Origin of the sequence: Thalassobacillus devorans, from assembly GCF_900176565.1 — a bacterium.
GTDB lineage: Bacteria > Bacillota > Bacilli > Bacillales > Halobacillaceae > Thalassobacillus > Thalassobacillus devorans_A.
Genome location: NZ_FXEH01000005.1, coordinates 295,878 through 314,205 on the forward strand (window position 1 = coordinate 295,878; position 18,328 = coordinate 314,205).

Annotated in this window: 16 protein-coding genes; 6 read left to right on the plus strand and 10 right to left on the minus strand. The window is 42.4% G+C overall.

Annotation, left to right across the window (positions count from 1 at the left end):
• Positions 1-195 precede the first annotated feature (195 nt).
• The 5 genes from B9Y67_RS06350 to B9Y67_RS06370 all read right to left on the minus strand — a co-directional run bounded on the left by B9Y67_RS06350 (position 196) and on the right by B9Y67_RS06370 (position 4,839).
• Complete coding sequence (locus B9Y67_RS06350) at positions 196-948, minus strand: ABC transporter ATP-binding protein (RefSeq protein ID WP_085505920.1); 753 nt, start codon at positions 946-948, stop codon at positions 196-198.
• Entirely contained in the window at positions 948-1,898 is a 951-nt protein-coding gene (locus tag B9Y67_RS06355) for an ABC transporter permease (protein ID WP_085505921.1), read from the minus strand. The genes B9Y67_RS06350 and B9Y67_RS06355 overlap by 1 nt, the downstream gene beginning before the upstream one ends.
• A 15-nt stretch (positions 1,899-1,913) precedes the next feature.
• On the minus strand, positions 1,914-2,360 hold the full coding sequence (locus B9Y67_RS06360) for a nitrous oxide reductase accessory protein NosL (protein ID WP_085505922.1): 447 nt from the start codon (positions 2,358-2,360) through the stop codon (positions 1,914-1,916).
• On the minus strand, positions 2,357-3,697 hold the full coding sequence (locus B9Y67_RS06365; RefSeq protein WP_085505923.1) for a right-handed parallel beta-helix repeat-containing protein: 1,341 nt from the start codon (positions 3,695-3,697) through the stop codon (positions 2,357-2,359). Before B9Y67_RS06365 ends, B9Y67_RS06360 begins: the two co-directional genes overlap by 4 nt.
• A 74-nt stretch (positions 3,698-3,771) precedes the next feature.
• Positions 3,772-4,839: a multicopper oxidase domain-containing protein gene (locus B9Y67_RS06370; RefSeq protein WP_085505924.1), complete on the minus strand. Its 1,068-nt coding sequence runs from the start codon at positions 4,837-4,839 to the stop codon at positions 3,772-3,774.
• Between the two features lie 375 nt (positions 4,840-5,214).
• Here B9Y67_RS06370 and B9Y67_RS06375 point away from each other — a divergent pair, with 375 nt between their 5' ends.
• Positions 5,215-8,427, plus strand: coding sequence for a DEAD/DEAH box helicase (locus B9Y67_RS06375; protein ID WP_085505925.1), 3,213 nt, complete (start codon positions 5,215-5,217; stop codon positions 8,425-8,427).
• 110 nt (positions 8,428-8,537) lie between these two features.
• Here B9Y67_RS06375 and B9Y67_RS06380 read toward each other — a convergent pair whose 3' ends face one another.
• Complete coding sequence (locus B9Y67_RS06380; RefSeq protein WP_085505926.1) at positions 8,538-9,428, minus strand: COX15/CtaA family protein; 891 nt, start codon at positions 9,426-9,428, stop codon at positions 8,538-8,540.
• A 181-nt stretch (positions 9,429-9,609) separates the two neighbouring features.
• Here B9Y67_RS06380 and B9Y67_RS06385 point away from each other — a divergent pair, with 181 nt between their 5' ends.
• Positions 9,610-10,257, plus strand: coding sequence for a haloacid dehalogenase type II (locus tag B9Y67_RS06385; protein WP_085505927.1), 648 nt, complete (start codon positions 9,610-9,612; stop codon positions 10,255-10,257).
• 36 nt (positions 10,258-10,293) lie between these two features.
• Here B9Y67_RS06385 and B9Y67_RS06390 read toward each other — a convergent pair whose 3' ends face one another.
• Positions 10,294-11,625 (minus strand): CoA-disulfide reductase, encoded by a 1,332-nt coding sequence (locus B9Y67_RS06390; RefSeq protein WP_085505928.1) that lies wholly within the window; start codon positions 11,623-11,625, stop codon positions 10,294-10,296.
• Positions 11,626-11,628: 3 nt separating this feature from the next.
• Positions 11,629-12,567, minus strand: a complete 939-nt coding sequence (locus B9Y67_RS06395; RefSeq protein ID WP_085505929.1) for an RluA family pseudouridine synthase — start codon at positions 12,565-12,567, stop codon at positions 11,629-11,631.
• Positions 12,568-12,687: 120 nt separating this feature from the next.
• Here B9Y67_RS06395 and B9Y67_RS06400 point away from each other — a divergent pair, with 120 nt between their 5' ends.
• Positions 12,688-13,017, plus strand: coding sequence for a four-helix bundle copper-binding protein (locus B9Y67_RS06400; protein ID WP_085505930.1), 330 nt, complete (start codon positions 12,688-12,690; stop codon positions 13,015-13,017).
• A gap of 161 nt (positions 13,018-13,178) precedes the next feature.
• Here B9Y67_RS06400 and B9Y67_RS06405 read toward each other — a convergent pair whose 3' ends face one another.
• Complete coding sequence (locus tag B9Y67_RS06405; RefSeq protein ID WP_085505931.1) at positions 13,179-14,291, minus strand: D-alanyl-D-alanine carboxypeptidase family protein; 1,113 nt, start codon at positions 14,289-14,291, stop codon at positions 13,179-13,181.
• A 282-nt stretch (positions 14,292-14,573) separates the two neighbouring features.
• Between B9Y67_RS06405 and B9Y67_RS06410 the strand changes: the two genes are divergently transcribed.
• The 3 genes from B9Y67_RS06410 (at position 14,574) to B9Y67_RS06420 (ending at position 16,735) form a co-directional block, all read left to right on the plus strand.
• Positions 14,574-15,575, plus strand: coding sequence for a F510_1955 family glycosylhydrolase (locus B9Y67_RS06410; protein ID WP_085505932.1), 1,002 nt, complete (start codon positions 14,574-14,576; stop codon positions 15,573-15,575).
• A 96-nt stretch (positions 15,576-15,671) separates the two neighbouring features.
• Complete coding sequence (locus B9Y67_RS06415) at positions 15,672-15,971, plus strand: rhodanese-like domain-containing protein (protein ID WP_085505933.1); 300 nt, start codon at positions 15,672-15,674, stop codon at positions 15,969-15,971.
• Between the two features lie 140 nt (positions 15,972-16,111).
• A complete protein-coding gene (locus B9Y67_RS06420; RefSeq protein WP_085505934.1) occupies positions 16,112-16,735 on the plus strand; it encodes a class I SAM-dependent methyltransferase in 624 nt (207 codons plus the stop codon).
• 78 nt (positions 16,736-16,813) lie between these two features.
• Here B9Y67_RS06420 and B9Y67_RS06425 read toward each other — a convergent pair whose 3' ends face one another.
• A complete protein-coding gene (locus B9Y67_RS06425) occupies positions 16,814-18,316 on the minus strand; it encodes a multicopper oxidase family protein (protein ID WP_085505935.1) in 1,503 nt (500 codons plus the stop codon).
• Between the last annotated feature and the right edge of the window lie 12 nt (positions 18,317-18,328).

The window sequence follows — 18,328 nt, forward strand, 5'->3', positions numbered from 1 at the left end:
TAATTTTCATTCGTTTATCAGGCAGGATATAAAATCACATCGGTCTTTTCAACTCCATATTATTATTCCTCGCATAAATAAATCTTTCCATAATATTATGGAAAGCAAAAAAGCCGCACCCTGCATTCATGGCCAGGAGCGGCTTTGTGTATGACAACTCCATATCTTGAAAAATAGCACAAAACCGGTGGAAAATCAATCGGCCATCTGCCCATTCCACTCCGGTATCTCTCTGGCAGGTGGTGGTGCAAGATCGTTGTCCATAATCTTCAAAAAAACTTCTTCCAGGTTATTGGATTGATATGTCTGATATAAACCAGTAAGTGTATCATCCGCTTTAATTCTGCCATCAAACAACAGGACGACACGGTCAGCGATATCCACCACATCCCTCATGATATGACTAGTCAGCAGTACAGTTTTACCCTTACTTTTCAATAATCTCACCATATTCTTGAACTCCATTACCCAAAACGGGTCAAGCCCATTGGTCGGTTCGTCAAATATATAAAGTTCAACATCAGCCAGTAAGGCCTGGGCCAGATTAAGGCGCTGGATCATCCCTTTAGAGAACGCACCTACTTTTTGATCCCGCTTCTCCCATAATCCCACTTCACGGAGAACTTCTCCCACATTCCGTTGAATACGCTTATCGATAAAGCTACGATAATAATTAAGAATTTCGAGGGAATTCAGTTCTTCAGGAAATTCCATATGATCGGGCATAAATCCGTATGATTTGCTTTGATCCGCCTGGTATTCCACCTTGCCGGTGCTTGCTTTTTCAATACCAGTCAACACACGTATCAGGGTGCTTTTTCCTGCTCCATTTCCTCCACAAAGAACGACACACTCCCCAGCATCCACATAAAAGTCACTTGGATTCAGTACTTGTTTCTTTCCATATCGCTTAGAAACATCTTTGGCATTCAGTAATTTCCTCCCCATCACTGCCACCTCCATTTCAGCTTGAACAGCGCGCCCAGAAGTGTTAGGCCTATGATAATAACTACCGAAGATAACAAAAATACCGTCAGCAGGCCGCTGTCTCCCCATTGTTCGATTAATAGAAACTGAGGCCCGAAAACATAGGCAGCATTCAATTGATCAATTGCCCATACTCGGAGCGACTCGACAGGGTTCAAAAATATCATGACGATGAGATTATACAATTTATACGCATAAGGGATATGTTCAATAATAGAGAAAATAAGAAATTCATAGACAAACAGGAGGAAACTCCAGGCCGCCAGAGCAAAGCTCAGTCCCTGCATACGATTATTGCTCCAAGTTCCTAATAAGACAGCAAGAGCCCCGAAAACGCCGATCAATAAGAAATTCAATATAAGAAAGGTCATAAACAATTGCACGCCCTGCATTTTCCCTAATAAAGCCATTCCTGTTCCAAACAAACCATAAGAAAGGGCAGTAGCCGTAGAGACACTTAGAAACAAGGCCACATATTTACTTATCAGGTAATAACCTCCCGGTACGCGGTAGGTCCTGAGTAATGCAAGCCTACCTGACTCTTTGTCAGCGGTTACCGAGGTTACTCCAATAACCAGCGTGATGATCGGCACAATCCATAACGTTACATTCATCAAAAGGGCTACGGATCGACTAAAACCGGTAATGACGCTGTCCCCAGCTTCATTTGCCGCAGGCATTTCCTCAAGTCCGTATATTGAAGGGTCTACATTTCCAGTATCAATATCGCTGCCCACACCTTCCAACCCATAACTCACCATGGCTGGATCCATGGAAGTCGACTTCACCCCATACGCATAGAATAAAATTGCCATAAGCAAAAATAATAAGATACTGCTTAGAAGCCATTTGCTGCGCATCAGCAGTTTCCACTCATACCGGATCATTGGTATTAACTTCGCAGCTTTCATCACTTTCACCCCGCTTTAGTGATGCATCTTCATTCGTTTCAGCTCGACATCCATCACCTTCATGCCCTGGAATATTTCTCCGTTATGTTCTTGTGTGAATGTCGCGGCATCCGCTTTTTCTTTAAAAGCAATAAAGCCGTAACTCATCGGAGTTTCTATTCCATTTTCCTGGACGATATAAGCATCATCCAGCTTTAGCCACTGGTGTGAGTGATAGTCCCGGACAAAGGCCTGCTCCACTTCATTTCCCTTCATAAAGGTGAGCATACATCCGATATCATCAAATTTTTCGGGTGTGCCATCCTTCATGATGACCTGGCTTGCAGCTTTCTCATCGTTGATACCCATATGACATAAAGCACAGCTGTCAACGGATGTATTGATTTCTTCCGGGCCGGCAGCCTCTCCGACCGCACACCCCGCAGTAATGAGTAATAAAACGAACAGCAGCCATTTTTTCATGTTCTCCTCCTCCTCGAGCCGAGGATCAAACCACCGCTCACCACTATCATAGATAGAAAAAATAAGGCAGGAACTAACATAATCGCCTGATCTGCCTCGTGAGTGGTTTCCCGTGTGGAAAAGTCCATTGGAACCGGTTCTGACAATGGGTAAGGATCTGTGATGAAGGTGTCGGAAGGGATTGGTGTAAAATGTTCCACAGTATTCCACATCTCAATAGCAGGACTTCCTGCAAACGCCTGTAATAATGGCTCCTCTGCAATCATGTGATGGAACGAATCTCCGCTCTTATATGCAAATTCAACTACTGGACTATCATCAAAATTGACATGACGCTGGTCATCCCAATAATTTCCATACCCACTTAAATAGAAATCATTTTCACTATCAACAGCAGCTGCCACCTGCTGATTATTAGCTATGAAATTATTCAGGTAGATCGTATTTCCTTTGGACGCTTCACCCGCCTCCAGCCCCAAGTGATTTCCAGATATTTCGTTAAAAGATAGATCATTGGCAATCGCATTTTCCAGGTAGAGGCCACGACGATTGGCAACAATGCGATTATTTTTCACCTGGGAATCAAACGTATCAAATATAAAAATCCCAGCACCGTCCAATAAGGTATTATCATGTAAATGGTTTCCTTTAATGCGGACTTCATAGCTTTGCATGATCATCAGGCCATTTCTGCTGTCAAACACCTCATTATCGTTTATTACCACGCTCGTCGAATCCATTGTATGAACGCCGTAACGCGCCTTCTGAATCGTATTGCCGGTGACTTGGCATAGATCAGAAAAGGAAACATAGACACCATCCTGCAAATGGGATAGATCATTCCCTTTAACCACCGCATGCGGGCTTTCAACGAGATAGACGCCGAACCCTTTATGACGGTCGTCTGTGTAACTGCGTATGATGTTACTTTCTATGACAGCACCATAAGCATCCTTGACCTCTATACCATTGAATACGTCTTTTATAATGTTTCCTTTCACTTGAACCCGATCTCCTTTTATTGCTATGCCCGGGTTTTGTGAGCCACTTTGCTCTATAGTCAGACCTTCTACAGTTGTGTCATCTGCCATAACCTTCAGCACAAACCCTTGACTGTCCCCCACCACTCGGGCGCCTTTTTCACCTTTGATAGCAACTGTTTCATTGATGATAAAAGGGCCTTGATAGGTTCCTTCCTCTAAATAGATGGCATCTCCTGAAGTGGCGTTATCCAAAACGGATTGGACGTCGTCTTTTACGGAGACATGAATGGTATCTGCCAGGACAGGAAATGGCTGCAGACAGAGGAAAAGGAACAAAAAGAGCAACACCCTCATCCGGACACACCCCCTCACTTTCTGCCTTCAAGCGACAGGAGCAGTGCGTCTTGGTATAACGCACTGCCCTTCTATTAATGACTCATGGTTGCTTTGCCGTCATCTTCCCCTGTTTCTGTCACCTTCAAAATAGCAACCGCTCCCTTTTGAGCGTGGTTGAACTGATGCGTCACAATCGGATAGCTTCCTTCCTCTGTTACCGTGAATTCCACTACCGCACCTCCACTCGCTGGAAGCATCACGGTTTGCAATCCTTGGAAGTGGTTATATGGATTGCCATCCATATAGACGTCATCGAAAATCGTCCCCACAACATGGAAGGAGCTTACTTCATTTGGTCCCACGTTGTTAATATACATCCGGATGCGGTCCCCTACTTTGGCGAGAAGCGGTTCATCTTTCAAAGAGAAAGTGTCTCCATTGGTATTGCGGCCATCTTCGTCAAAAGATTTGACAGAGAATACAACCTGGCTTGGTTCCCCATTGGAAAAGTCATCAAGATCGTTATATTTATACCATTCATTTTGAATCATGATGAATTCACGATCGATCACATCATCATTTGGATAGCCATCTTTTGGTTTTACGATAATCGTTCCATGCATGCCGTTTGCGATGTGGCTCAAAATCGGGCTGGTGCCGCAGTGGTACATGAATACCCCAGGTTTCGTAGCAGGAAAACGGAAGGTACCTGTTTCGTCAGGTTCGACATTTGCGAAGTTCTTCGATGGAGCGGTATGAACAGCATGAAAGTCCATACTGTGTGGGATAGCAGGGTCCATATTTTTCAAGGTGAAGTTGATCATATCTCCTTCTTCTACGACGACAACTGGTCCAGGAGCTTCCCCATTGAACGTCCAGGCCTTATAAAAATAGTCCTTTTCAATTTCAATATCTGTGATTTGAGCGGTCATTTCGACATTAACTTCATTTTCTCCGACTCTTTCTACCTTCAATGGCACAGGTTCCTGGTTCAAATCCTGATGCGGTTTAATTGCCTCTACTGCATCCCCCGATGCCGCTTCCACTTTTCCACCTGCATCTGTTTCACCTTTTTCTGCTGAGTCTTCTCCTGACTGGGCACAGCCCGCAAACAATCCTAGCAATAAAAGGAATCCTATCCACACTGCCAACTTTTTCATTGCATTCACCTCTCTAGTTTTATTTAAGACCTCTTCTTGAAAAGAAGAGGAGATGAATAATGATTGATGCAGGCCGAAAATAAACTTTTTTAATCAAAAAGTTTCGAAATTAGTCGGCTCTTGGCTTCCTCATCTTTTCACCTTCATTTTATCTTCATAACCTCCTGGGCAGTGTGATAGGAATCACGCACAATAGGTCAAAATGTGTATACTTCATGGCGTACTTGTGAATGAATTGTAGATAGTGATTCTAATTATTTATTAATAGTTATCACCTGTTTAGAATGAAACAAATTATCACTAACCAGCTGGGAAATGATTTGCCATCCCTGATATAATAGAACGTAAATAATGCAATCAGTTAGGATGCTCATTATGCAGTCATATTTACTGGAACCGAAGGATATCAAAAAAATCACCGGCAATACTTTTTATACAAGAGGCCTTCGTTATTACAACGGAAGAAAGGTACATGGATTAACGCATAACGCTGCGATTAATTCATGGCGTGCAGTCGTTACAGGTACCGAAGACTACGAAGTACGCGTGTTTTTCTTTGATGATGACGACCTGGAAGCAAAATGCGAATGCCCTGCTTACAGCAGTTTTTACAGTTGCAAACATATAGCTGCTGTCTTGCTGGCCATCAGGGATCATGCATTGAAGGAATCAGGCTTGAAGGATATTAAAACGGAAACATACGAATCTCAATTTTTACCGATCGATCGCGACCATTTTTCTAAGCGATTAACAGAAGTATTCATGCAACAGTCTCCAGAGCAGCAGTCTTTCAATGAGCGCGTTACTCTGAACGTCCATTATCAGCTTCATTTGCAAACAGCGATGGGAAAAAACATGCTTGGCCTGGAAATGAAGCTTGGCAATAATTATCTATATGTCATTAAAGATTTAGGAGAGTTGCTGGAGCATATTCTTGAGAATAAGCCTTATGCGATTACCAATAAATTCAGCTACCGGCCAGAAGAACATCACCTTGAGGAGAAGGACCTGGAGATTTTTCAAACGCTTCAAAAAATAGTTCATCAGGAACAGTTCTATAAAGATTCGTACTGGAATCACTCCGTAGAAAAGCGGCGTTTAACCATTCCGCCTGCATTTGCCGAAGCTTTGCTGGACAGACTGGCTGAACGCGACAGCAGTCTTCATGAGATAAAAGCCAATCATGACCAATGGACGCTGCACGATGAACTTCCTCCGTTCACCATTGAAGTGACAAAGGATGAAGAAAACTTTCAGCTGCATCTTTCCGATTTGAAGCAGTATGTATATTTATCTACCTACAGCCTGCTGTACCGTGACGCGGAGTTCTATAAAATTACCGATCAGCAGAAGTCTATTTACGAAAACATCATGAGTGTATTGCCTTATCGTTCAAACGGAAATCATACGATTTCACGTAAATATATGGAACCGGTTCTCTCAGAAGTAATGCCCGCGCTAGAAAAAATCGCCACTGTTTATTATGCCGGGCCGGTTCAGGAAACGGTAGTACGTGAACCATTAAAAGCGGAAGTCTACCTCGATATTCATCAAGGTGCCCTCACTGCTGATTTATACTTTAATTACGGTGATTATCAACTGCGTCCCTTTCTCGCTGCCGAACCGGAAGGGGATAGGATCATTCAAAGGAACACCGCCGAGGAAAATGCTATTATGCATGTCATTGAAATGAGCGAATTCAAGTTTGATGGCGAACATATCCACCTGACGGATGAAGACGAAATTTTCTACTTCCTTATAGAACAGCTTCCAAGATTAAAACAATTGTCAGATGTTTACCTGTCAGGGGCGGTCAACAATATGCTCAAGTTTTCAGAAACCGAACTTGTGCCTGCCATAGAAATGTCTGAGGAGGGGAATTGGCTTGATATCGCCTTCTCCATGGATGGAATTACAACCGATGATATTTCCGAAGTGATGAAAGCTGTCATTGAAAAGAAACGATATTATAAATTATCAGAAGGAGCATTACTTGCACTGGACACACCAGCCTTTGACAGATTTCGAAGGCTCGCGGATGAATTTGAGCTTGAAACCGAAGATATCGATGCCAACCACGTACAGGTAGCGCAAGCCAGGAGTATGCAAGTGGATGAAGTTTTGCATACCACCAAAGAAGAACGCAACGCTGATTTTGATGCTTTGCTCCACCGTCTGCGGGATCCTTCCACCTATGAAGTCGCGCTACCAGACAATCTTGATGCTGACTTACGTGACTATCAATTGACTGGGTTCCGATGGATGAAAACGCTGGCTAACTACCGGATGGGCGGTATTCTTGCCGATGATATGGGATTGGGCAAAACATTGCAGAGTATTACTTTTCTCCTTTCCGAAAAACAAGAAGGGCATATGAAAGATCCAGCATTGATCGTTGCACCCGCCTCCCTTGTTTTTAACTGGAAAAAAGAAATCGAGCGATTTGCTCCCGCATTTAAAGCACAGGCGATATCCGGTGATCCAGAGACCAGACAAAGCCTGCTTGATGCTACTGAAAAGAACGATATTATCATTACCTCGTATCCGTTATTGCGACAGGATATTTCCGTTTATTCCGATAAGAAGTTCCATACGATGATTTTGGATGAGGCACAAGCAATTAAAAATGAACAAACCAAAACCGCACAGGCGACACGTTCGATCAAAGCTACCCACCGCTTCGCTCTAAGCGGGACACCGATTGAAAACTCGCTTAACGAATTATGGTCGATATTCCGAACAATTATGCCTGGGTTCTATACAAATAAGAAAAAATTCCTTGCCATGAAACCGGAAAAAATCGCCCAGATTACTCGTCCTTTCATCTTAAGGCGACTGAAAAAAGATGTGCTGGAGGAGCTGCCAGATAAAATCGAAACGAACCAGTATTCCGAATTGACGACAGAACAAAAACAGGTTTATCTGGCATATCTGGAAAAAATCCAGTCGGAAGTCAAAGAGACGATTGCAACGAAAGGGTTCCAACGCGGTAAACTGGAAATCCTGGCAGGATTGACACGACTCCGGCAAATCTGCTGTCATCCGGGGCTGTTCCTCGAAAACTACCAGGGTGAATCTGGCAAGCTGACACAATTGAAAGAGCTTGTTACCGAATTGAAAGAGGGAGGCCATCGCCTGCTCATTTTCTCTCAATTTTCCAGTATGTTGAAGATGATGTACAACGAGCTGGAACAGATGGGGGTGGAGGCATTCTATTTGGATGGAAGTACTAAATCAGAAGACCGCCTTGAACAGGTCGACCGATTTAATGCTGGAGAAAAAGATGCCTTCTTTATTTCCCTGAAAGCTGGGGGCACCGGGCTGAACCTTACCGGAGCCGACACAGTCATCCTTTACGATTTATGGTGGAATCCAGCAATAGAGGAACAAGCGGCTGGCCGCGCCCATCGTATCGGACAAAAAAAGGTCGTCCAGGTCATCCGGATGCTTGCAGAAGGGACAATTGAAGAACGTATCCACCAGCTGCAGCAGAAAAAAAGGGACCTCGTTGATCAGATTATACAGCCAGGCGAAACCATGCTGACCAGCCTAAAAGAAGACGAGATACGCCAGCTTCTGGATATGTAAAACACTTTTATTTGAATGTAATCCTACTAAAACCAAAAAAATATAAGAAAAGCCTGGAGTAATTTAACTACTCCAGGCTTTTTAATGACTGAACGACTTCCCAGCAGTGTTCAGGCTTTCTTTATAGGACGTTTTTTCAGTTTGAACCAATACCCCCCAAGTACACTGGCTCCAACCATCATGGTAAGCGTCGATACAATCATATGGATGGATGAAAGTAAGACCGTATTTTTTGTTACCACAATCATAATGCCGACTACGGCATTCAATACAATAAAAATCATATAGGCCCAGGCTAATGGGAGATGATAACGGAATTTCGATGAATAAATCAAAAACCATAAAGCAGCTACAAACACGATGACCGTAGCCACCCAATGTAAGGAATAGACCACATTAGCGATACTTTCGCTTGTAATTAAATATTCATGGGCCGGGATATCCAAGATCACATTGGATGCACGACTATGCTTGAAGAAAGCACCCAGCACAGTTTGGAAAATATAAAACAGGAAGCCTACCGTAAAAGCTTTATAACTCATCGCAACAGCATCCCTATGATGAGGCTCTACTGGAGATTCCCTTTCATGCAGACTGTAGCTCAACAACACCATCGTCACAAGGAGCAGCTGACTGAACATGACATCAAATGTAGAAAAGCCGGGAGGGGTTCCTAATAATACATTAAGACCGCCTATTACAGATTGGAAGATCAATAACCCAAAACTAAGCATAGATAACCAGCGTACGGCTTTTGATTGACGGTTTGTAATAAAGGCACCAACCGCGTTAATCAAGATGACAACACCCAGAAGTGTAGTGAAAATTCGATGAGAATATTCAATCACAACGTGATAATCAGTAAAAACTGGTATCAGGGAGCCATTACAGAACGGCCAGTCCGTTCCACAAGCATCTCCGGATTCTGTGGCAACGACCAGGTTGCCTAATATTAAAGCGAGAAAAGTAAATATAACGGTAAAAATTGAAAATTTTCGCATCAGCTTATCCCTCTATTTCAGTCGAATGAACTCGATGACCAATTACATAACTATAGGAATCATATCATGATATTCTACCATATAAGAAGCAATTAGACATATTTCGCCCATGAACATTTTGTGAACCCACTGTTTTATCGTATCACTCAAGGGTAAATTTTAACCAAAAGGAGGATGTTGTATGTTTAAAGCTTATGTATTCGATGCTTATGGTACCTTGTTTGATGTTCATTCTGTCACGGAAAAGCTGGAAGAAGTTTACCCCGAGAAGGGCCATGACGTCAGCCAGGAATGGCGAAAAAGACAAGTGCATTATTTTATGATCCGCCAACTGATCGATAGTTATCAGCCCTTCGATCAAATTACCCGACACGCCCTTATCGACGCTTTAGAATTTAATCAGGCAGAATATGATACGGGTACATTAGAAGAATTGATGGAAGCTTATCGGCACTTAAAGCCGTTTGAAGAGGTGAAGCGTCTTACCACAAATTTACCTGACCATCGGTTGACGATATTTTCGAATGGTACCAACGATATGCTCCTTCCATTATTAAAAAATAATCGGCTTGATCAAACTTTTTCTATTTTAAGCGCAGATGAACCGGGGATATATAAGCCCGATCCAAAGGCGTACGCATTTGCCCACCGACAATTGGAAATAGCAGAACCAAAAGAGGTATTATTCCTTTCAAGCAATCCCTGGGACATCGCAGGCGCTAAAAACTACGGATTCTCAACCGCCTGGGTAAACAGAAGCCAGCAAAAGTGGCCTTCCTTAGGTATACAGCCCGACTTCATCTACCAGGACCTGAATGAATTATCATAAAACCAGAAGCCCCAGTCACTTCGACTGAGGCTTTCATTATTTCGCTTTTCTTGCAGCTCGTTGTAATGGATCCCATACGCCGTTAAAAGGAGGGGCATAGGAAAGGTCAAGATCAAGCAGATCTTCTGTTGTCATTTCGTGGAATAAGGCCGTCGCTAACACATCTATCCGTTTATCAACACCATTGCCACCAATGATCTGTACACCAAGGACCTGCAGATTTTCCTTATGATAAGTCAGTTTCAGTGTCATTTTTTCTGAACCCGGATAATAGCCTGCCCTATCGGTCGCTTTAATGGTTACACTCTGGCAGGGGATGTTCATTTGTTGAGCTTCTGACTCAGAAATACCAGTCCTGCCCAGGTTCAAATCACAGAATTTGATGATTGAGGATCCTACGACTCCTTTGAAAGCTTTCGTTCGACCGGCCATATTCAACCCTGCAATCCCGCCTTGTTTATTAGCATGGGTGCCAAGCGGAATGTAGTCATCTTTCTTCTTGATCCGGTGGAACTGCGTAGCACAGTCACCTGCCGCATATATATCCTTAATGTTCGTTTCCATATAAGCGTTGACTTGAATGGCATCCTTAAAAGTCAAATAGATGCCAGTCCCCCTTAAGAAAGAAGTGTTCGGTGCTACACCTACAGCAACCAGCACAAGGTCCGTGTCATAGGACCCCTTGTCTGTCACAACTTTTTCTACCTTGTCTGTCCCCTCGAACCCTTCGACATTTTCTTCTAAATTTAATTGAATATGCTGCTTTTTTGCTTCTTCGTGGATGTGAGCAGCCATATCTTCATCGAAAATTTTAGCCAGCTGGCTTCCACGTTCGATAATTCTTACATTTTTATTCAGGTGGACAAAGCTTTCTGCCATTTCCAGTCCGATATAACCTCCACCGATGATCGTCACGTTGTTAATCTCTTTCCCCATATACTCCATAATCCTCTCGGCATCAGGGATGGTTTTCAACTGATAAACTCCCGGCAGTTCCACCCCTTCCCATGGTGGACACACAGGACTGGCCCCGGTCGCTACCAATAATCGATCATAGCTTTCCTGAAAAGGTTCATCTGTCTCCAGATTGGTACCATGAATTATTTTTTGTTCACAATCAACACGGGTAACCTCGTGCTTCGTTCTTGCATCGATTCCATACTTTTCCCGGAATGTCTCCGGAGTTCTGGCGATCAAATCATCAGTCGAATCCACTTCACCGCTAATAGCATATGGCAATCCACACTGTCCATAAGAATAAATGCTCCCCCTCTCAAGGGTAACGATTTCGTGGTCATCACTGTTCCGTACAATTTGCATGGCTGCACTCATCCCGGCTGCATCTCCACCTATAATGACATATTTCATCTATTAATCCCTCCTATTATCAGCTGTCATTCGATCAATTTCCTTTTGTAAAATTAATGGCAAATCATCACTGGGTGCCACACTGGTCAGTTGTTCCCCTGTAATCGGATGGGGGAAAGATATTTTTGCCGCATGCAGCGCCTGTCGATCATAACCATCATTCTTTTTGCCATACAGCCGATCTCCTGCAACAGGGTGACCAATATGACTCATATGTACACGGATCTGATGCGTCCTTCCAGTGTAAAGTTTCAGCTTCACAAGGCTGGCATTTTGCTGGGTATCATAGTTGACAACTTTAAACTCAGTCACAGCCTTTTGACCACCTGGTGAAACTCGTCTTCTTGTCGGATGATGACGATCTTTGCCTATCGGCTTGTCTATCATTCCTTCTCTGTGTTTAATCTCCCCATGTACCATGGCAAGATACGTGCGGCTGATTTTTCTTTGCTCCAGATAACGATCCATTGTGGCTCCAGCCAAGGCATGCTTGGCAAACAGCACGGCACCTGACGTTTCTCGATCCAGCCGATGAATATGCCTTACCTTAGTCAGTACCCTATTTTCCTGAAAATAAAAAGCTACTCGATTCGCAAGGGTCCCTGTTTGTCCATGTTCATTCGGGTGGGTATCTATACCCGCCGGTTTATTCACGACAAGCAGATGATTATCTTCAAATAAGACATCCAGCTCTGAGTTGTCCAGCACAATCCCATACTCTTCTTCTTGAAACAGTCGTATTTGAAGGATATCTCCCCGTTTAAGTTCCCTTGACCATGACACCGTTTCACCGTGAACTGTTACATCTTTATTCATCCGTAACTGATGGAGCAATTTTTTAGGAGTCTTTAAATCTTCTTTTAAAATTTGTTCGATCTTTTTGTATTTCCATTCTTCCGGGACAATGATTTCACACCATTCTCCCGCTTTTTTCATTTGCATAAGCTACCAACTTTCTACTTATTTAATACATATAACTTTTTTCTTAATTGTCAGAAATCCTGTTTATTTTTTTCGAAACTGGTTATTTTATCTACGTAACATACTAAAGGAGGTAATTGTATGAGTCATGAAAAGTATTCGACAGTAATAGAAACGTTGCACGAATGTATGGAGTCATGTAACCATTGCTACATTTCCTGTCTAGGAGAAGAACACGTGAAGGAAATGGCCGAATGTATTCGTCTTGACCGAGAATGTGCTGATATTTGCTCTCTGTTCGAACAATCCTTGACCCGTGACACCCCTTATGTTCAAGAGCTTGCCCAATTATGTGCCAAAGCATGCCGTGACTGTGGTGAGGAATGCGCGAAGCATGATCACGACCATTGCCAGAAATGTGCTGAAGCTTGCCGTAAGTGTGCAGATGAATGTGAAAAGCTGATTGCATAATACAATAACTTAAAAACACTTGGCTTATCGCCAAGTCCTTATGGCGAAATCCCTAAATGTTTATTATACTTTAACCCTTTTACAAAGTTAAACATTCTTAAAGTATGAAAAAAGCTGTCAGTGAAAAGTTTATCGCTTTTCTCATGACAGCTTTTTTGTGTTTATTTTGAAGGAAAGAGACTGGCAAACCACTGGAATATAGCATCCTTCCAGGAAGAATTATCTTCCGAACCATTTTCTTCCAATTTTACAGGCCCTCCATTTGAAGCTTGTACTACTTCCAATTTACCTGACGTCAGAATTTCATCGTCAGACTCAATTAATAAATAGCCCTTTCTTGTTACTTGTTCCGTAATCTCGGAATTATTTTCTTTAGTATATGCCAGCGTTTCTGGCAATTCATACTCTTCTCCATTCGACTTATATGTCTTTCCAGCAGGAATGGAAGAAGTTTCATAATTTTCAAAGCCATAGTCAAATAATTTTCCGGCTTCCGTATAAGCATGTTCTGCATTGTTTGCTTTCAGCACTACAGCGATTAATTCCATCCCATCACGTTCAGCGGATCCTACCAGCGTATGGCCTGATTTAGAAACCCAGCCGGTTTTTACTCCGGTAGCATCATCATATCTCCAGAGCAGACGATTATGATTGATGATGGTTGTCTCCCATTCTTCGCCTTTCCAATCTAACTCCTTTGTGCCCACAATTTCCTTAAACGTCTCATTTTTCATCGCGTATTTTGTGATCTTCGCCATATCCTCTGCCGTAACGTAGTGGTTATCATCATAAAGCCCATGCGGATTAGTGAAGTTGGAATCCTTTACCCCAGCTTTTTCTTCAGCAAAAGTATTCATCACTTGCGTAAAGTTTTCCACATTGCCCGCCAGGTGTTCTGCAATGGCCACGCCTGCATCATTCCCTGAATTCATCAACAGTCCCTGAACTAATTTCTTAAGCGGCACTTCTTCTCCTTCTTTTAAATATACCCTGGTGCCTTCTGCATTTCTCGCCTCTTCACTAATAATTACTTTATCCTCCAGGTTTCCTTGTTCAATAGCAATGATACCTGTAAGGATTTTTGTAATACTTGCCGGGTACATCTTCTTTTCACTATTTTTTTCATATAATACTTGGCCGCTCTCCCCATCTATCAAAATAGCAGCCTCACTTTGGATGGATAAGTTTTCGCTTTTTTCTGCAAAACCTGCCTGTGGAGTAAAGGCAGACAGTAATAGGACAATCATTGATATAACCTTGATCCGTTTCATCATCTTGTTTCCTCCAGCATGTCTAATAGTTGTCTGACTTTTTCCTTTCTTGATTATAAACGAAGATTCCTTAATTGAAAAAGGAAGATGCAGGAAGCTTCCTTAATAGCGCAAACTTTTTCTTTCTGCACAAAATCTCGATATAAACCAGTTATATTTACCCTGTATGAATCTTTTTATTCCTTAAGAAAGATTAAAATTGTCAAAGTTATAAAGTAAAATAAAAACTAAGGCTTTCGCTATAAGGATTTGGTGACAGTCAAGTTTTTTCATGGAGGAGCTCTTATGATTAAAAAATTAATTCTTATAACAAGTATCAGCACAGCAATTATCATGACTGGATGCAGTCAAAATGAGGAAAGCCAGCCAGATGCAGAAACACAGAACGAGAACACAGAAAAAACAGACAAACAGGAAAACCAGGAGAAAACTGGCGATCTATCTGCCTTCCTACAGTCTTTTGAGGGAACTGTCAATCATGTTCATGGGATCGGCTACATACAACCTGATACCGGCACGGCGTTCGCCACCCATAGCGGACTGAAATTTTATCAAGATGGCGATTGGCTGGAAACAAAAGAACAATTTAATGATTATATGGGTTTCACAGCGGTGGATAATGGCTTTTACACATCAGGGCATCCCGGTGAAGACTCCGACCTTCCTAACCCGCTTGGATTGAAGAGAAGCACGGATGGCGGTCAAACCTTGGAAGATTTAGGCTTTGAAGGAGAAAGTGATTTTCATACGATGGGAGTCGGTTATAAAAACCACGCCGTTTACCTGATGAATATCCAGCCCAATTCTGAATTGGATGCTGGCTTCTATCGGAGTCTTGATGATGGTGAAACGTGGGAAGCCATTGAGGCTGCCGGTATAAGCACAAGTCCGTTCGCTTTGGCGGTTCACCCAACAGATGAAAATGTCGTTGCTGCCTCTACTCAAAATGGAATATACCTCAGTAAAGACGGGGGACAGACTTTTGAACCTGTCCAAGAAAATATCCAGGGTACTGCATTATATTTTGAAGAAGAACGTTTATACTTTGCGACGTATTCCTCTGAGCCCAAACTGAAGTCTATTAACTTGAAAGATACGACAACCGAAACATTGTCCTTGCCTGAAATCGGAAACCAAGCCATCTTATACGTGGTAAAAAATCCAGATAATGAAGAAGAAATCACCCTTCTTTCCAGTGACGGGGAGACAGATCATGCCTTCATCTCTACAGACGGGGGAGAGAACTGGAAACAGATTCTTGATCAAGGAAAAACGATTTCGGAGTAATATAACTGTCATATAAAAATATGTTTCTCTTTTTACCCGAAGAGGTATACCTATTATATAACAAGATATTTCATCTTAGATAAGGAGGTATTATAAATGGCAGCAAAAGTACAACCGACAGAAGCTGAAGAGAAACGTCAACAGGACGATGTGGAGGTACTTGATGTACGGACGGAAGAAGAAGTGGAAGCAGGTATGATTCCTGGTGCCATTCACATCCCATTAGATGAAGTAGAAAACAAGATGGACGAGTTAAATCAAAAAAAAGAGTATATCACCGTTTGTGCTTCCGGAAAAAGAAGTGACCAGGCCGCTGACCTATTGAATGAACAAGGTTACCAGGCAAAGACGCTGGACGGTGGCATGCAAGAATGGAATGGTGAAGTTACTCAATAACCATGGGAAAAGAGTTGGCCTTGTGCCAGCTCTTTTGCTTTTCCTATGGTAGAAACCGTATAATAGATCCCATTCTCAAAACTACATATAATTCCAATAGCTTTAATCTAGAAGTATACTTATAAAGGGGAATTTTTATAATGGATAATAAGCACACAAATACGATTAAACGAAGATATAATCGCATTTCTGGTTTATTTGATATGATGGATCGGATGATTCGGGAGAAATGGAGGAAAGAACTGCTGGAACATGCTAGTGGAAAAGTGTTAGAAGTAGGCGTGGGAACTGGAGCTAATCTTAAATACTATCCCGATCACGTGGAAGTGACAGGAATTGACTTCAGCCCTATGATGTTAAAAAAAGCTCGTGAAAAAGCAGATAATCTGCCTCCATCATTTGAGCTTGTGGAAATGGATGCCCAGCAGATGGATTTCCCTGATAATACATTTGATACGGTGGTCTCCACCTGTGTCTTTTATTCTGTCCCTGATCCAATCCAGGGTTTAAAGGAAATACGCCGGGTGACGAAGCCTAAGGGGAAAATCATCATGCTGGAACATATGCGCAGTGATAATGAAATGATAGGCAAAGCAATGGATGTGCTGAACCCAATCGGCCTCCATATCGTCGGAGCCAATATCAATCGGAAAACAATGGACAATATTAAGCAGGCAGGTTTAAAAGTGGTGAAAGAAAATTACTTAATGTCTTCAATCATGCGACGCCTGATACTCTCACCTGATAAAAATGAGAATCAATAAATGAAAGCTGAGCTGCCTTCAAATGTCAAGTGCAGCTCAGCTTCTTCATTTAAAATCAATATAGCGATTATCTCCCCCTTATTGAGGGTGATTATCATTTTCCCCGCCTAATTCAAAAGGAGAATATACACTTTCGTAATCAACGATCGTTACCATTCCTCTTTCTGCATGATTATTATCATGACAATGAAATAACCATTCTCCTTTATTATCAGCTATGAAATAAACCGTATATTCTTCTCCAGGCTTCACATGGATTAAATCTTTGACGATTGGATTTTCATACGCTGTCCCATTTCTAGCCATTACCTGGAATCTATGACCATGCAGATGCATCGGATGATTCATCCTGCCTGAATTTGTAATGTTCACCTTAACAATATCGCCATTCTTCACTTTAATTGGAGGAGTGTCAGGGAAAACCTCATTATTGATTTGAAACGACATTCCTTCCCCCATATTCATCCCCATGCTCAAATCCATATCATAGGTGACATCGGCTTCTGGCACATCTTCAAATATCAATTCTTCACTGCCATAAGAAACACCATTTGCTATATCCGAGCTCGTCGGTACTTCTGCTGTATTCTCTCCAATGTTTTCCGTATTTTCTTCTGGCATGACTTTTTGTGCGATTACTTCTGAGTCATTGTTCTGTTTCGTGAATTCAACATCAATCCGCTCCCCGGGTGCAAGTTCAATTACATTTGAAGAATCTTCTGTGCCAATAACTTTTTCCGCATCATTTGCTATCACTTTCATCGAACCTTCCGGGAAGACTAGCTGATGCTGTTGGAAGCCAGCATTCATAAAACGTAGTCTTGCTGTTTCGCCTTCTTCCATGATAAGCGGATCAATGGCATTACCCGATTTTCCATTGACAGTGAAGGTATCATACATCTGCTTTGTATCAGCTTCCCCATCGCCGGACATGCCGCCCATCATCATGCCCCCCATATTAGAGAAATCCCGCTTTTCCTGGTTGACTGCCCATTCATCCAGGATAAAAAATTCATCGCGCTCATATTGCTTATCTTTTTCTTCGATTACCAGAGAACCATACAACCCCATATCCACTTGAGTGGAACTGTGCTGATGAGAATGATACCAATACGTGCCAGCATCATTAGCGATAAATTCATAAGTAAATGATTCCCCTGGCTGCACGGCATCTTGAGTCAATCCCGGAACACCGTCCATTTTATTCGGCAGCAGAACGCCATGCCAATGAATGGTGACTGGAACGTCCAATTCATTTTTTAAGTTGACCTTTACATAGTCTCCTTCTGTTACTCGTAAAGGCTCACCTGGAACTGTACCGTTATATGTCCATGCATCAACTGCCTCTCCATCTTTGATCTCCCATTGTGTTTCCTCGGCAGTAAGATCAAAAGTTTTCACTGGACGATCCCCTGGTTCTTGTGCACCTACTTCTAAAATACTGGTACCTTCATCGTTTAAGATGTCTTTTGGCAGTGTCCCATCATTGGTTCCATTATAAAATGGCGAAATAAAATACAGACCTGTACCTGCCCCAATTAATAAAACGATTAATATAGATCCTATTACTTTCCTGTTCACCTTGTTTCACCC

Excerpts from the sequence above, each read along its gene's own strand:
- B9Y67_RS06375 (WP_085505925.1), top strand. The coding sequence starts at position 5,215 with ATGCAGTCATATTTACTGGAACCGAAGGATATCAAAAAAATCACCGGC.
- B9Y67_RS06385 (WP_085505927.1), top strand. The coding sequence starts at position 9,610 with ATGTTTAAAGCTTATGTATTCGATGCTTATGGTACCTTGTTTGATGTT.
- B9Y67_RS06410 (WP_085505932.1), top strand. The coding sequence starts at position 14,574 with ATGATTAAAAAATTAATTCTTATAACAAGTATCAGCACAGCAATTATC.
- B9Y67_RS06390 (WP_085505928.1), bottom strand. The coding sequence starts at position 11,625 with ATGAAATATGTCATTATAGGTGGAGATGCAGCCGGGATGAGTGCAGCC.
- B9Y67_RS06395 (WP_085505929.1), bottom strand. The coding sequence starts at position 12,567 with ATGCAAATGAAAAAAGCGGGAGAATGGTGTGAAATCATTGTCCCGGAA.
- B9Y67_RS06380 (WP_085505926.1), bottom strand. The coding sequence starts at position 9,428 with ATGCGAAAATTTTCAATTTTTACCGTTATATTTACTTTTCTCGCTTTA.
- B9Y67_RS06370 (WP_085505924.1), bottom strand. The coding sequence starts at position 4,839 with ATGAAAAAGTTGGCAGTGTGGATAGGATTCCTTTTATTGCTAGGATTG.
- B9Y67_RS06415 (WP_085505933.1), top strand. The coding sequence starts at position 15,672 with ATGGCAGCAAAAGTACAACCGACAGAAGCTGAAGAGAAACGTCAACAG.
- B9Y67_RS06405 (WP_085505931.1), bottom strand. The coding sequence starts at position 14,291 with ATGATGAAACGGATCAAGGTTATATCAATGATTGTCCTATTACTGTCT.
- B9Y67_RS06365 (WP_085505923.1), bottom strand. The coding sequence starts at position 3,697 with ATGAGGGTGTTGCTCTTTTTGTTCCTTTTCCTCTGTCTGCAGCCATTT.
- B9Y67_RS06420 (WP_085505934.1), top strand. The coding sequence starts at position 16,112 with ATGGATAATAAGCACACAAATACGATTAAACGAAGATATAATCGCATT.
- B9Y67_RS06350 (WP_085505920.1), bottom strand. The coding sequence starts at position 948 with ATGGGGAGGAAATTACTGAATGCCAAAGATGTTTCTAAGCGATATGGA.
- B9Y67_RS06355 (WP_085505921.1), bottom strand. The coding sequence starts at position 1,898 with ATGAAAGCTGCGAAGTTAATACCAATGATCCGGTATGAGTGGAAACTG.
- B9Y67_RS06360 (WP_085505922.1), bottom strand. The coding sequence starts at position 2,360 with ATGAAAAAATGGCTGCTGTTCGTTTTATTACTCATTACTGCGGGGTGT.
- B9Y67_RS06400 (WP_085505930.1), top strand. The coding sequence starts at position 12,688 with ATGAGTCATGAAAAGTATTCGACAGTAATAGAAACGTTGCACGAATGT.